The following is a 15,054-nucleotide window of genomic DNA, read 5'->3' on the forward strand; positions in this document are numbered from 1 at the left end:
ACCCGCTTTGTCCGCTTACCCATTCAGCACCGCATTGTTACGTACTGCCCCGTACGATCAGTTCATTGGCAATAAAAATATCTTTGGACTCGTTCTCGCCCAGTTCGCCACGCAACATATCCATCAATAGCCCGACAGCCTCCCGGCCTAGCTTGAGCTTGTCTTGATGCACCGTTGTCAACGGCGGCGAAAAGTACGACGCTGCCTGAATATCGTCGTATCCGACGACAGCAACGTCCTGAGGAACCCGGAAGCCCCGCTCAAAGAGCGATTCCATCGCGCCGAAGGCCATCAAATCGTTGGCGGCGAATACCCCGTCAAATCGGATATTTCTCTCGATCAGCCGCTTCATCTGCAGGCGCGCTTCCGCTTGATCCGCCATTCCGCCGATGATAAGCGACGGATCAACGTCGACGCCCGCTTCTGTCAGCGCCTGATAATAACCGGCAAAACGTTCGTTTTCATGGTATGTATGGACGAGGCCCTGAATATATGCAATTTGCCTTTTCCCTCGTTCCAGCAGATGCTTCGTCGCTTGATACGCGCCGCCGCGGTAATCGGATGTTACGCAAGCGAGAGGCAGATGGTCGTAGCTTCTCTTCCCTACAAGCACATACGGGATGTGCTGCTGGCGATAATAGAGCAAATATTCCTGCTGAATATGTTCGCCCATAATGATGAGGCCGTCTACTTTCTGTCTTAAGACGATCCGCTTCCAATATTCCCGGTCCGAATCCATCCGGTTGGCGAATAAGACCAGATCGTAGCCGCTTGCGGCGGATTCCGTCTGTAAACCCTGCAGCACTTCATAGAAAATATGGTGTGTGAGGAAATTCGGATTTTGTCCGAATACCATCACTCCGATATTCCCGGTTTTGCCGCCGGCAAGACTTCTCGCTTGAGGATGGGGCACATAGCCGGTTTGCTCAATAATGCTTAGAACTTTGTCCCGCACCTCCGGCTTTACGCCAGGCTGGTCGTTGACCACTCGCGACACGGTTCCTCTCGAAACGCCGGCAAGCTTAGCAATGGATTCCAACGTATGCTTCATAAACCACCTATAGAGTTCCAAATAGGAACTTCGCTTTTATGGGAGCGCTCCAAATATTAATATGTTCATATTATGTTGGAATCCGTTTTAAAAGTCAAACAAAACTTGATGCAGAACTACATAAGTCCGTCTCCGATCCATCGTTCACTTGCAGTGCGTTTCCTTGACGTAAACATCGGGGTGCCTGTAGGAAGCCGTTGGTGTATTATAGGGAAGAAGACTCTTATGTACACGGCTATGCGCCGTTCAGGGAGGCCGACCAATGAACCGGGATAAAGCGTATTTCATTGCGAGATTATTTACGTCGAATAATCACCGGCAACGGGAACTGTTAATGAGTTTGCCGTCGCTAAAATTCCTCCAAACGTAATGGAACCTACGAAATCAAACACGTCTATCGTAATGGTTATGCACGAACCGTGCGATTAGTGTAGAAAACCTTATTGTTCATAAGGCTGTCCTCACTATTTCACTGGTAAAATGCTCGTTCTCGCCCAGTAGTGAGGCAAACGAAACTATCAATTTGGTTTGCCTCACTAATAATTGCGTTTGCCTCATTACCTCACCAAAACACGGGTTTTCCGTGTGAAATAGTGAAGTTTGCCTCACTGATAATAACCTTTGCCTCATTATGACGATGACCATGACGATCACGATCTGTTGCACGATCAAATGCCTTACATCCAAAAATCTAAAATGTAAGAGTTCAAACGCTGCTGGCAGCATAATATAACCGAAAAACAAGGATAAACGCCTATCGGCGTCATTGACGCTGGTGTTTACCGAGATTTAGAGCCGCTTCCACGATATACTTTCTGAAAAATAAGAAAAAGCCGCGCAACAGCGCGACCTTAATGAAGCTCTTATTCGTTAGCTTCCATCCATTGAAAGTGAAAGCTTCCTTTACGATCGATCCGCTCAAACGTATGCGCTCCGAAATAATCCCTCTGCGCTTGCAGCAAATTAGCCGGCAGCCTCTCCGTGCGATAGCTGTCATAATACGCTAAGGCGGAAGCGAAAGCGGGAACCGGAATACCCGATGTGACGGCGACAGAGACTACTTTTCTCCATGCTTCCTGATAGTTTGCGATAACCCCGCTGAAGTAATCGTCCAGAAGCAGGTTTCTTAATTCCGGGTTACGGTCGTAAGCGTCCTTGATGTTTTGTAAAAATCTTGCGCGAATAATGCAGCCCCCGCGGAAAATCATCGCAATGCCGCCATAGTTCAAATCCCAATTATAAGCGTCGGATGCGGCCCTCATCTGAGCAAAGCCTTGCGCATATGATGCGATTTTGCTGGCATACAACGCTTGGCGAACATCCTCGACGAATGCTTTAGGATCCCCCTCATAGCTTGAGGCCGCAGGGCCTTGAAGCCGCTTGGATGCAGCCGCTCTTTCCTCTTTCATCGCCGAGATAAACCTTGCAAACACGGATTCGGTAATGATGGACAACGGCACTCCCAAATCCAGCGCGCTTTGGCTTGTCCATTTGCCGGTCCCTTTCTGTCCCGCCGAATCGAGGATGACGTCCACCATCGGTTTGCCCGTATCCGGATCGGTCTTCGCGAAAATATCGGCTGTGATTTCGATCAAATAGCTGTCCAGCTCGCCATTGTTCCATTCGGAGAAAATGTCATGCAGTTCGCTTGGCGTTAAGTTCAGAACATCCTTAAGCAGGTGATACGCTTCGCCGATAAGCTGCATATCGCCGTATTCGATGCCGTTGTGGACCATTTTGACATAATGGCCGGCGCCGTCTTCTCCGATATAGGTCGTGCAAGGCTCCCCGTTCACTTTGGCCGAAATGGCGGTCAAGATCGGCTCTACCAGCTCGTACGCGTCTTTTTGCCCGCCCGGCATAATCGCAGGACCGTGCAGCGCTCCCTCTTCGCCGCCCGAAACGCCTGCGCCGATAAAGCGGAAGCCTTGGGCCTGCAGCTCTTTATTTCTTCTCTGCGTATCGGGAAAATAGGCGTTGCCGCCGTCGATGAGAATATCCCCTGGACTCAGGTAAGGCACGAGCTGCCGGATCGTATCGTCCGTCGCTTGTCCCGCTTTAACCATGATTATTATTTTTCGCGGCGTTTCCAGCGATAAAACGAATTGTTCGACGCTATAAGTGCCTTGAAGGTTCTTTCCTTGCGCTTCCTCGACAAGCTCTTTCGTTTTCTCCGGCGACCGATTATATACGGCGACCGAGAAACCTTTGCTTTCGATATTCAATGCGAGGTTTTTCCCCATGACGGCTAAGCCGACTACGCCGATTTGCTGTTTGTTCATGATAGCTGCCTCCGTGTCATTCCTGTCCTTTAAACGATAAACGTTTGATAAGCTCGGCTTTGTGCGCTTCAAAACCGGGTTTGCCCAGCAGCGCGAACATATTGATCTTATACGCCTCCACGCCCGGCTGATCGAACGGGTTCACCCCAAGCAGCAGTCCGCTGATTCCGCATGCCTTCTCGAAGAAGTAAACCATTTCGCCGTACGTATATTCGTTCAGCTCGTCAAGCTCTACGATCAGATTCGGCACGCCTCCGTCAACGTGGGCAAGCCGCGTTCCTTCAGCCGCCTTCCTGTTTACTTCATCCATCGTCAAGCCCGCAACAAAATTCAAGCCGTCCAAATTGTCCGAATCCTCTTGTATGGTAATCTCCACCCGCGGCTTTTTCACCGCAAGAACCGTTTCAATGAGATCGCGCCGGCCTTCCTGGATATACTGTCCCATCGAGTGCAAATCGGTCGAAAAATCGACGGATGCGGGATAAAGCCCCTTCTGGTCTTTGCCTTCGCTTTCGCCGAACAGCTGCTTCCACCATTCGGAAACAAAATGCAAGGACGGCTCGAAGTTAGCGAGCAGCTCGATCGTTTTCCCTTTGCGGTAAAGGGCATTTCGTACGGCCGCATATTGATAGCACTCATTGGAGCGAAGATCGGAATTGTTATATTTCCGTGCTGCCGCTGCTGCTCCCGCCATCATCCGATCGATGTCGAGTCCGGCAGCGGCGATCGGAAGAAGTCCTACGGCAGTTAGAACGGAATAACGGCCGCCCACATCGTCGGGAATGACGAACGTTTCATAACCTTCCGCATCGGCAAGCTTCTTTAATGCCCCTTTGGAAGCGTCGGTTGTGGCAAAAATACGTTTTCGCGCTTCCTCCCGCCCGTATTTCTTCTCCATATAATCCCGCAAAATGCGGAATGCGATGGCCGGTTCCGTCGTCGTTCCCGACTTGGAAATGACATTCAGGGAAATATCCTTGCCCTCCAGCAGCTCCAAAAGATGGGTTAGGTACGTAGAGCTGATATTTTGACCGGCAAAATAGACTTGAGTATTTCCGTTCATCTGATTATGAAACGTATGGGACAACGCCTCGATTGCGGATCTTGCGCCCAAATAGGAGCCGCCGATGCCGATGACGACCAAAGCGTCGGAATGGGCGCGAATACGCTCGGCAGCTTGCTTGATTCTCGCAAACTCTTCTTGATCGTACTGAAGCGGCAAATCCACCCAGCCCATATAATCGGACCCGGGACCATCCTTCTCATGAAGCATGCGATGAGCCGCATTCACATACTCGCTTAAATAATCCACTTCATGCTGTCCGATAAAGGATAACGCATGGGAATAATCAAATGAAATCGCCATCTGGAAAGCCTCCTTCAAATACTCATCTATTCGTCGCAGCTTGCAGCTGCGCTGTTTTTCTCCAATCGGCTGCGAATTTCTCCATCCCTTGATCCGTTAGCGGATGCTTGGAAATTTGCTCGATTACCGAGAACGGAATCGTCGCGATATGCGCGCCTGCCATCGCTACACGGGTTACGTGGTCCGGATGGCGCACGGAAGCCGCAATAATTTGCGCGTCCAGGTTATGCAAACGGAACAATTCGGCGACCTTCGAAACGAGCAATACCCCGTCTTCCGAAATGTCGTCCAGCCGGCCAAGGAACGGAGAGACATACGTAGCGCCGGCGCGAGCGGCCAAAAGCGCTTGGTTCACGGTGAAGATCAGCGTCACGTTCGTTTTTACGCCTTTTTGGCTGAGGTAACGGCAAGCCTCTAAACCTGCCAGCGTCATCGGTAGCTTGATTGTGATGTTTTTATCGTAATTGTTGATTTTGATCAGCTCGTTCGCTTCCGCGATCATGTCTTCAGCCGTAACCGCATCGGGCGTTACTTCGGCGGATACCGATTCGACCTCGGGCACTTCCCGCAAAATCTCCGCAATGCGGTCTTCGAACTTCACGCCCTCTTTGGCGACCAAAGACGGATTCGTCGTAACGCCGGATAAGATACCGATTTTATATGCTTTTTTGATGTCTGCCAAATTGGCGGTATCGATAAAAAATTTCATAGCGAACAAAGCCCCCAGTTTATTCGTTTATTTGACCGTTACTTCAGTAAATCCTTTGTCAGGCTAACCACGTGACTAACCGAGAACCCGAAAAATTCCATGACTTCCGAACTGGACCCCGAAGCGCCGAACGTATCGATTGCCAAAACTTTTCCGCCTGGACCTGCGTACCGGTCCCAGCCTAATGAAATGCCGGCTTCAATGGCTATCCGCTTCGTAACGGAATCGGGAAGGACGCTCTGTTTATAGTCTTCGGATTGGCGGTCAAACAGCTCTCTGCTCGGCATGGCGACGACTCGTACGGAAATGTTGTCCCGCTCCAGCTCCGCTTTGGCGTTCACGGCCAAAGAAACCTCGGATCCGGTTCCGATCAGGATGACATCCGGCTGCCCGTTCGTTTCCGTCAGAACATACGCGCCTTTGGTTACCCCTTCGACATTGGCTTTGGTCGCTTCGTAAATAGGAAGGTTCTGCCTGCTCAACACGAGCGCTACCGGTCCTTCCTGTTGCTGCAAGGCGTACGCCCATGCGCTTGCCGTTTCATTGGCATCGGTCGGACGAATGACCGTAAGTCCCGGAATGGTGCGCAGTGCGGCCAAATGCTCGACCGGCTCATGCGTAGGTCCGTCTTCTCCGACGGCAATCGAATCATGGGTAAACACATAGATGACGGGCAGTTTTTGCAGCGCGGCCAAACGAATCGACGGTCGCAAATAATCGCTGAAAACGAAAAAGGTGCTTACGAACGGTTTTACGCCGCCGTGCAAAGCCAATCCGTTGCCGGCGGCTCCCATAGCATGCTCCCTTACGCCAAAGTAAATATTGCGGCCCGAATAAGACTGGACGGCAAACGTTTGCTCTCCCTTGATATCCGTCATCGTCGAATGCGATAAATCCGCGCTTCCTCCAAAAATGGAAGGAATGCTTTTTACGTAATGATTAATGGCTTCCCCGCTTGCCACACGGGTAGAAATGCTTTTGGATGCGTCAAAAGTAAGAATGTCGGCGGCATCGATCGACACGGAACCGTCGATGACCTGCTCAAGCTCCTTACCCTGCATAGGATGCTGCGCCTTATAGGCACTCAACAAAGTGTTCCACTCTTCTTCTTTGACCGCTCCCTTACGTTTCAACTGCTCGAAATGAGCTTTGACTTCCACCGGGACGGTGAATTCTTCCTCATACGGCCAGCCGTAAACGCTCTTCGTCGCCTTCGCCTCTTCAAGGCCTAACGGACTTCCATGCACTTTGTGCGTACCCGCCGCCTTGCTGCCGAAACCGATAACAGTCCGAATTTCGATTAACGTCGGCTGCGAACGGTTTTGCTTGGCTGCGGCGATCGCTTCGGTAATCCGCGAGACGTCATTCCCGTCCTCGACCCGCATATATTCCCAATTGGCCGATTCCGCTCTTTTTTGCATATGTTCCCCGAAGGAAAGGTTGAGATCGCCGTCCAAAGAGATGTCATTGGAATCGTACAATACGATTAATTTGCCGAGCTTCATATGTCCCGCCATGGACATCGCCTCGTAGGAGATGCCTTCCATCAAGCAGCCGTCTCCGACGAGCGCATACGTATAATGATCGATTACCGGAAAGCCGTCCCGATTGAATTTTGCGGCCAAATGGGCTTCGGCCATCGCCATCCCGACCGCCATGGCAATCCCTTGCCCCAGAGGTCCCGTTGTAGCTTCTACGCCATCCGTATGCCCGTACTCGGGATGTCCCGGCGTTCGGCTGTTCAGCTTGCGAAATTGCTTTAAATCGTCAAGCGACACTTGGTACCCGGACAAATGCAGGAGGCTGTAGAGCAAGGCCGATCCGTGTCCCGCAGACAGCACGAAGCGGTCGCGGTTAAACCATTTTGCATGTGCAGGATTATGATTGAGCAATTGGGACCAAAGGGCGTACGCCATCGGCGCCGCTCCCATCGGAAGACCCGGGTGACCGGAATTGGCGCGATTAATCGCATCGATAGATAACGTTCGGATGGTGTCGATAGACAACTGATCAATAGTTTGCGTGATAGGCATATTGCTGTTCTCCTCGTTTCGTTTCGATTTCTTTCTCGGACTTGGCATCGAACCACCAGTGGTAACCGTCCTTCGCCAATAAAGCATCGGACTCGGCAGGTCCGTATGAGCCGGCTTCATACAAATAAAGCGGAACAAGATTTTCTTCGAATGCCTCCAAGATCGGCTGCACCCATTTCCACGACAATTCCACTTCATCCCAATGCGCAAAAAACGTGGGATCTCCGTTCAACGCGTCGTATATCAAGTTTTCGTAAGCCTCGGGAACGTCGTTACGGCTTTCATGGAAATCAATCCGAATGGGCTTGAAATCCCCTTTATGCTGAGACTCTCTCGTATTGACTTGCAGCGTGATGCCTTCGTTAGGACTAATTTCAAATACAAGGAGATTAGGCGACTTTCCATCGGCATCGGCGCTTCCCTGCGAGGTTATGGACGGCTCCTTGAACTCAAAGACGATCCGCGTCGATTTCTCCTTCATTCGTTTGCCAGTCCGGATATAAAAAGGAACGCCCCGCCAAAAGAAATCGTCAATGTGCAATTTGGCGGCAATAAACGTATCGTTCATGGAAGCGGAATCGATGCCCGGCTCTGACCTATAGCCGGCTGCCGGCTTTCCTTGAAGCATTCCCTCTTTGTACTGCCCGCGGATTACGCTGGCTTTCACCGTCTCTTTTTGCAGCGGCTCGAGTGCTTCCATCACCAATTTCTTCTTAAAGCGCACCATTTCGGAGTCGCTGTTATTCGGGATGTGACTTGCAACCATCATCAGCATTTGCAGCATATGGTTTTGGAACATGTCTCTCACAGCGCCTGCCTGATCGTAATAACCCGCGCGTTCCTCTACGCCGACCGTTTCGTTTGCCGTAATTTGCACATTGGCAATGTAATGATTCGTCCACAAGGCGTTAAGAACCGGATTTTGCTGCAGAGCTTCAAGCTTCTGCACCATCGGTTTGCCGAGATAATGGTCGATTCGGTATATTTCCTGCTCCGTAAAAGCTTTACTCAGCTTCCGATTCAAATCACGGGCAGATTGCAAATCGTGGCCGAAAGGCTTCTCAATCACAAGACGCTTCCAGCCATTCGGGGAGCCAAGCCCGCTTTCTTGGATGTTCGCCGCAATCGTTTCGAAAAATTCAGGTCCGACGGACAAATAAAAAAGGCGATTCGACGAAATCCCGAGCTCCTCTTCCCGCCGTTCAATCATTTGCAGCAGCTTCTTGTAATCTTCTTTGCGGCTTATATCGAGAACGCTGTACCGGAATGCTTGCAAAAACGGTTTGATTAAAGAAAGATTGTCCGCTCCGCGTCTGGAAAACTGGCGGATCGACAACTCCACATTCGCCCGAAACGATTCGTCGGACAGTTCTCTTCTTCCAAGTCCGATCAAGGAGAACGACGGCGGCAGCTTCCGGTCAACGAACAAATTATACAAGGCTGGGTATATTTTTCTTTTGGCTAAATCGCCTGTCGCTCCAAACAAAACAAATGAGGTCGGCTCCATCTTTCTCTCTCCTCCCATCAGAGCTCTTATCCTTCCGTCATCGGAGAAAACGCGGGGTGCTGCAGTACGCTGACCGCAAACCCGACCAATAAGCTCTGGTTTCTCTTTCGTAGTTCCACTATAATACGGATATCGACTATATACGTAATAAATATATTTCACAGGAGCTATAGATCACGTCTATGAATAATAACTACGAACTGTACAAAGTTTTTTATTGGGCCGCGAAAACAGGCAGTTTGAGTCAGGCAGCCAAGGCCTTATACCTCACCCAACCGAGCGTCAGCTACGCCATCAAACAGCTCGAAGACAGCTTCGGCATGACGTTGTTTTACCGCAATTCCAAAGGCGTTACGCTGACAAAAGAGGGCGCCGTCCTGTATACCTATATCGAGCAGTCTCACATGTTCATTTCGCTGGCGGAAGAAAAAATGGCCGCTCTTAAAAATCTGGAGAGCGGCGAGCTGCGGATCGGCGGAAGCGATTCGCTGTTCAAGCATTATTTGCTTCCGTATTTGGAAGACTTTCATCAACGATATCCCGGCATCAGACTTCACCTGAATCATGGGACTACGCCGGAAACCATCTCTTTTTTAAAAGAAGGCAGAATTGATTTGGGTGTCGTCCGTATGCCTATCGACGATCCCCAGCTTGAAGTGAGGGAGAGTATACGACTGCAGGATTGCTTTGTAGCGGGCGCCCGTTATGCCGAGCTTAAGGACACGGTTCTTTCGCTGGATATGCTGCTCCAGTACCCGATCATCCTTTTCTCGCGCAATAGCCGGGCACGAATGACCATTACGGAATTATTTCAAAGCTACGGCTATAAACTCAAGCCTGAAATCGAGGTAGGAAGCGTGGATCTTCTTATCGAGTTTGCGCGGAAAGGACTCGGTATCTCCTATGTGACGAGGGAATTCGTCTCGAAGGAGATGGAGGACGGCTCTCTTTTCGAGATTCAATTGGATGTGCAGCTCCCGCCTACCCATGTAGGAATCATGACGATGCGCAATATGCCGCTTTCCTCCGCCGCCAGCCGGTTTATCGAGCTGGTTCAATAGAGGGGTGACATTGCCTAATCTCAAGAGAAAAGTCAACGGCGATACCCGGCACATCCAGCGCAAATCGGCTTGAACGTTCGTTGTACAAGCTTAACAGGCTGCCCGTAATAAATAGCGGGCAGCCTGCTGCGATAGACCAAGTCAGCGGCATGTTAAACTGTCTGCCAAACAATTCATTTACCTGTACAACCTAATCTCCTCGGACAGACGCTCCGCGTTCGGTCAAAACGAATGACGCCTGCGCCGCTGCTGCCACTCCGCTTCCTCCTCGAGCTCATTCAGTGCAAGCCCAAGTCGTTCTGCGGTTTCCTCCGCCAACTCAAAGCCTCCGTTATCTTTTCTCGTAATGGACTGGTCTACAGCGTAGACGCCGCTTAAAATATGGCGACCGCCAAGCGCCGACAAAACCGGCTTCAGCGCATACTCAACAGCCAGCAAGTGCGCAATCGTCCCGCCGACAAAGATCGGGAGAAGCAGCTTATCCGCCAGCCCTCTCTCCGGAATCAAATCCAGGAACGTCTTTAGGATGCCGGTATACGCCGCTTTATAAACCAGGCTGGCCACGATCACAACGTCCGCTTCCTTCACCAGGGTTAACGCAGCCTGAATCGCTTTGCTGGAAAAATTGGCGCGAAGCAAATCGTCTGCCGGCAGTTCCGCCACATGAATAATATCTACATGATGCCCGGTTCGCACCAACTCTTGCTCTGCCGCTCCTATCAAACCATATAGCCGAGATTGTTTATTCGGGCTGCCTGATACAATCGTTACTTTGGCCATCATTCCTCGCTCGCTTTCATTATCAAATGTCAAACGCCAGCTTCGCCGCCGCTTCCTTCTCGGAAATAGCCGCCTGCTGAGGCTCCAGCACGCGGTCGAGGATCGTACGCTCGAAGTGGGTAAAGCCGCCGTCCTTCTCCCGCGGCCGGGCCAGCGTGACGGAGACGTCGAACGCGATGCGCCCGCACTCGATCAGGATGACGCGGTCGGCCAGCGCCACCGCTTCGGCGACGTCGTGGGTAACGAGTACCGCGGTGAAGCTCCGCCTAAGCCATAGCTGCTCGATCAGCCGCTGCATTTCGATGCGAGTCAGTGCGTCAAGCGCCCCGAGCGGCTCGTCGAACAGCAAAAGCCGGGGCTCTCCTACGAGCGCCCGCGCCAGTGCAACGCGCTGGCGTTGCCCGCCGGACAACACGGACGGCCAATCCCGAGCCCGATCCTTTAGTCCGACTAAGCTTAGCGCTTCATACGCATTAAGCTCGGTCTCTCGCTTGCTAAGCCCGTAAACGCCCAGCTTCACGTTGTCCAGCACGCTTCGCCACGGCAGCAGCCGAGCGTCTTGAAACATGACGCGCGTTTGCGGATCAATGCCGGCCGCCGCGCTATCGCCGCGTACAATCGTGCCGCCGCTTGCATCGTCAAGTCCGGCAATAAGCCGCAACAAGGTGCTTTTGCCGCAGCCGCTGCGCCCTACTACGGCGACGAATTCTCCCTCGCGGATGGATAAATCAAGCCGGTCGAGCACCGTTTGATCGCCGAAGCGTTTCACAACCTGCTCGACTCGGACGGAGAGGCCTTTCCTATCCTCCGTTTGCGGCTCGGGCTTCGTCCCGGACAGACGGTCCGGAATATGTTTATGGTCAGTCTCCCGTCCTGCTTGCCTTCCGTCTTCACGCCAAGTGCGGGCTTTTTCGGCATAAGCGCTCATAAGGTTTGCGGTACGGCCGCTTTGCGGAAATGCGGATGCCATTGCAGCCACCTCCTTTCCAGCCATTTCGCGATCAGATCGGACAGTTTGCCAAGCAGTGCATAAAGCACGATGCACAGAACGACGACATCCAATTGGAAAAATTCCCTGGCATTCATCGCCATATACCCGATCCCTTCTTTGGATGAGATCGTCTCGGCAACGATGAGCGTCAACCACATGATGCCAAGGGAGAACCGCAGGCCGACCAGAATCGACGGCAGCGAGCCGGGCAGGATGATGGAACGGTACAGCTCCAGCCGGCTCAGCCCGTATACCCTGCCCATCTCGATCAGTCCGGGGTCTACGGAGCGAATGCCATGCAGCGCGTTGAGATAAATCGGGAAGAATACCCCAAGCGCGACCAAGAATACCTTGCCGTCCTCGCCGATACCAAACCAGACGATGACGAGCGGAATGAGCGCCAGATGCGGGACGTTGCGGATCATCTGGATCGATGAATCGGTCAGCTTCTCGGCGAGCGAGGAGACGCCGTTCAACAGGCCGAGCAGGAAACCGATGCCACCGCCTATGGCGAACCCGATTAGAGCCCGCCACGTACTGATCCGAAGCGCTTCCCACAACTGCCCGTTCCCGCCCAGCCGGATGCCGGCCTGCAGCACGTCCACAGGTGTCGGCAGCATCCGGTTCGAGATCAAGCCAAGGCTGCCGATCAGTTGCCAAACGATCAGAAACGCAAGCGGTACGAGCCATGGCAGGACGTGATCACGGGTGCGCCGTAAGCGGTGCGGACTGCCATTTCCGTTGCCCTTCATAAGCCGCCAGCCCCCTTCAATGTGCCGACGCTTTTGGCGTCGGAATTACCTGGTTGGCGATGAGCTCGCCGAAAGGGCTAATCGAGCTGGGCCCATTCGCCGCCGTCCGCTGAAGCGGCAGATGCGGGAACAACAAGTCGGCGACCCGGTACGCTTCCTCCAGATGCGGATATCCGGAGAAAATGAACGTCTCGATGCCAAGCGATTCGTACTCCTTCATACGCGCCGCTATCGTCTGCGGGCTGCCGACAAGCGCCGTGCCTGCGCCGCCCCTGACGAGGCCGATGCCGGCCCACAGGTTCGGGCTGATCTCAAGCGTCGAGCGGTCGCCCTTGTGCAGCCGCGACATCCTATGCTGGCCTACGGAATCGAACCGCGAGAAGATCTGCTGCGCTTTCGCCACCGTCTCGTCATCCAGATGTTTGATCAGATCGTCCGCCGCCTCCCACGCTTCCTCGTCCGTCTTCCGCACGATGACGTGCAGCCGGATGCCGAAGCGAAGGCTGCGGCCGCGGCTCTCGGCGAGACGGCGTACCTGGGCGATCTTCTCTTCCACTTCGTGCGGCGGTTCGCCCCAGGTCAGATAGACGTCGCAATGATCCGCCGCCACCTCCTGCGCCACAGGCGACGAGCCGCCGAACCAGAGCGGCGGATATGGCTTTTGGATGGCCGGATACAGAACCCGGCCTCCCTGTATGGTCAGATGCTTACCCGACCGCTCGACCGTCTCCCCCGCGAGTTCTCGCCGCCAGATGTCGAGAAACTCGTCGGTCAGCTCGTAGCGGGCGTCGTGATCAAGGAACAGACCGTCACCGGCCAACTCCACCGGATCGCCTCCGGCGACGACGTTGATGAGCAGGCGTCCGCCGGAGATCCGGTCGAAGGTGGCCGCCATTCGTGCGGCGAGCGTCGGGGACATGAGGCCCGGCCGGACGGCGACGAGAAACTTCAGCCGTTTCGTCGAATGGATCAGGGAAGCCGCCGTTATCCACGGGTCCTCGCAGGAGCTGCCCGTCGGGATCAGTACGCCGTCGAAGCCGAGACTGTCGGCCGCACCGGCGATTTGCTTCATATACTCGCCATCCACGACGCGAGCGCCCTCCGTAGTGCCTAAGTAACGGCCGTCGCCATGGGTCGGAATAAACCAGAATACGTTCATGTCGCTCACTCCTTCTTACGGTTTAAGAATCGCGTCGGTGATCTTAATGTCCTTCGGAATCAGCTCAAGCTTGCGGAACGTGTCCGCGATCTTCTGCTGGGCGTCGATGACCGCCTGATCGATCGGCTGCACACCGTACGGTCGACGGCCGGCGGCCAGCTCCAACGACGGCACATCGATGCCGAGCTGCGGCGACAGCTTCTCGGCCAGCGCCTTCTGATTGTTCTTCGCCCACTCGTCGATCTTGTTCGCCTCCTCAAGAAGCGTCTTGACGATGTCCGGGTACTTCTCGGCGAACGGTCTGGCCGCCAAGTAAAATTCGTAATTGGAGACGATATCGGTGCCGTCGGCGAGCAGCTTCGCACCCGTTGCCGTTTGAGCAGCGGCCAAGAACGGGTCCCAGATGACCCAAGCGTCTACCTTGCCGCTTTCGAAAGCTGCGCGGGCGTCGGCCGGCGGCAGGTAAACGGTTGTGATATCCGAGTAGGCCACGCCGGCCTTCTCGAGCAGCTTCACCAGCAGGTAATGCACGTTGGAGCCTTTATTAAGAGCCACTTTCTTACCCTTCAGGTCTGCGACTGACTGGATCTTAGAATCCTTCGGCACAAGGATGCCCTCGCTCTTCGGACTGGCCGGCTCGTGGGCCAGGTATACTAGCGGGGCGCCCGCGGCTTGCGCGAATATCGGCGGGGCTTCACCCGTATGCCCGATATCGATGCTGCCCACATTGAGGGCTTCGAGCAGCTGGGGACCGCCGGGGAACTCCGTCCACTCGATCTTGATGCTTTGCTCGGCCAGCTTCTTGTCGAGCCCGCCATCGGCCTTCAAAATATTGATCGTCCCATACTTCTGATAGCCGATTCGCAAAGTGATGCCCTTGGTCTTTACGGTCGATGCTGTGTCTGCACCTGCCGTGCCCGCCTTGCCGACTTCACCGGATGAGCCGGCTCCGCCGCCGCAAGCGGACAGCAGCAGCGACAGTCCGAGGAATAACCCGGCAAATGGCGCGGCAAACCGGAAAAGACCACGCGAAGCTTTCGCATTTTCGACGGATGGAACGAAACCATTGAACAAACGTATCATCTCCTTGTGAATGTCGTTCGAATCGGTTCCTGCAAAACGGCAAAGCCTCCCTTCCGCATACACGATATTGTGCATGCTTGAAAAGGAGGCCTCCGACTGTACGGTCGCGCCGATATATAACAAAACCGATCAACTAACTAAGATTTATGGTTATGATACTATCATTCCGATTAATGGGTGTCAACGATTTTTTGGGTATTTTTAGGTAACGAACCAGAGGTCGCAAACCCGCGCGGCTCCGTATTTGTTGTTTCCGCTATTCACCCTTACGTACATGAAA

Annotated in this window: 12 protein-coding genes; 1 reads left to right on the forward strand and 11 read right to left on the reverse strand. The window is 53.4% G+C overall.

All coding sequences use genetic code 11. The features are described 5' to 3' along the window. Positions 1-37: 37 nt before the first annotated feature. From DQG23_RS09210 to zwf, 6 genes are all read right to left on the reverse strand, one after another. Positions 38-1,051: a LacI family DNA-binding transcriptional regulator gene (locus DQG23_RS09210; protein ID WP_113030542.1), complete on the reverse strand. Its 1,014-nt coding sequence runs from the start codon at positions 1,049-1,051 to the stop codon at positions 38-40. An 863-nt stretch (positions 1,052-1,914) separates the two neighbouring features. Next, positions 1,915-3,333, reverse strand: a complete 1,419-nt coding sequence (gene gndA, locus DQG23_RS09220; RefSeq protein ID WP_113030544.1) for an NADP-dependent phosphogluconate dehydrogenase — start codon at positions 3,331-3,333, stop codon at positions 1,915-1,917. A gap of 16 nt (positions 3,334-3,349) precedes the next feature. Then, positions 3,350-4,699 (reverse strand): glucose-6-phosphate isomerase, encoded by a 1,350-nt coding sequence (locus DQG23_RS09225; protein WP_113030545.1) that lies wholly within the window; start codon positions 4,697-4,699, stop codon positions 3,350-3,352. Positions 4,700-4,721: 22 nt separating this feature from the next. Then, positions 4,722-5,408: a fructose-6-phosphate aldolase gene (gene fsa / locus DQG23_RS09230; protein WP_113030546.1), complete on the reverse strand. Its 687-nt coding sequence runs from the start codon at positions 5,406-5,408 to the stop codon at positions 4,722-4,724. Between the two features lie 38 nt (positions 5,409-5,446). After that, positions 5,447-7,435 carry a transketolase gene (tkt, locus tag DQG23_RS09235; protein ID WP_113030794.1) on the reverse strand — a complete coding sequence of 663 codons (1,989 nt, stop codon included), beginning with the start codon at positions 7,433-7,435 and terminating at the stop codon, positions 5,447-5,449. Beyond that, the gene (gene zwf / locus DQG23_RS09240) at positions 7,419-8,948 is read right to left on the reverse strand and encodes a glucose-6-phosphate dehydrogenase (RefSeq protein WP_113030547.1); all 1,530 of its coding nucleotides are present in this window, start codon (positions 8,946-8,948) and stop codon (positions 7,419-7,421) included. The genes tkt and zwf overlap by 17 nt, the downstream gene beginning before the upstream one ends. A gap of 182 nt (positions 8,949-9,130) precedes the next feature. On the opposite strand from zwf, the gene DQG23_RS09245 reads away from it, so the two are divergent. Then, positions 9,131-10,009 carry a LysR family transcriptional regulator gene (locus tag DQG23_RS09245; RefSeq protein WP_113030548.1) on the forward strand — a complete coding sequence of 293 codons (879 nt, stop codon included), beginning with the start codon at positions 9,131-9,133 and terminating at the stop codon, positions 10,007-10,009. 222 nt (positions 10,010-10,231) lie between these two features. Here DQG23_RS09245 and ssuE read toward each other — a convergent pair whose 3' ends face one another. Genes ssuE through DQG23_RS09270 form a run of 5 tightly spaced genes read right to left on the reverse strand, consistent with a single transcriptional unit; the run spans position 10,232 to position 14,849 of the window. After that, the gene (gene ssuE / locus DQG23_RS09250) at positions 10,232-10,789 is read right to left on the reverse strand and encodes an NADPH-dependent FMN reductase (protein WP_113030795.1); all 558 of its coding nucleotides are present in this window, start codon (positions 10,787-10,789) and stop codon (positions 10,232-10,234) included. Positions 10,790-10,811: 22 nt separating this feature from the next. Further along, the gene (locus DQG23_RS09255) at positions 10,812-11,759 is read right to left on the reverse strand and encodes an ATP-binding cassette domain-containing protein (protein ID WP_238177813.1); all 948 of its coding nucleotides are present in this window, start codon (positions 11,757-11,759) and stop codon (positions 10,812-10,814) included. Next, positions 11,714-12,532, reverse strand: coding sequence for an aliphatic sulfonate ABC transporter permease SsuC (gene ssuC / locus DQG23_RS09260; RefSeq protein ID WP_113030549.1), 819 nt, complete (start codon positions 12,530-12,532; stop codon positions 11,714-11,716). Before ssuC ends, DQG23_RS09255 begins: the two co-directional genes overlap by 46 nt. A 16-nt stretch (positions 12,533-12,548) precedes the next feature. Next, complete coding sequence (gene ssuD, locus DQG23_RS09265) at positions 12,549-13,691, reverse strand: FMNH2-dependent alkanesulfonate monooxygenase (protein ID WP_113030550.1); 1,143 nt, start codon at positions 13,689-13,691, stop codon at positions 12,549-12,551. Between the two features lie 15 nt (positions 13,692-13,706). After that, positions 13,707-14,849, reverse strand: coding sequence for a sulfonate ABC transporter substrate-binding protein (locus tag DQG23_RS09270; protein ID WP_238177814.1), 1,143 nt, complete (start codon positions 14,847-14,849; stop codon positions 13,707-13,709). Positions 14,850-15,054 lie beyond the last annotated feature (205 nt).

The sequence above is a fragment of the Paenibacillus contaminans genome (genome assembly GCF_003285015.1).
Lineage (GTDB): Bacteria > Bacillota > Bacilli > Paenibacillales > NBRC-103111 > Paenibacillus_V > Paenibacillus_V contaminans.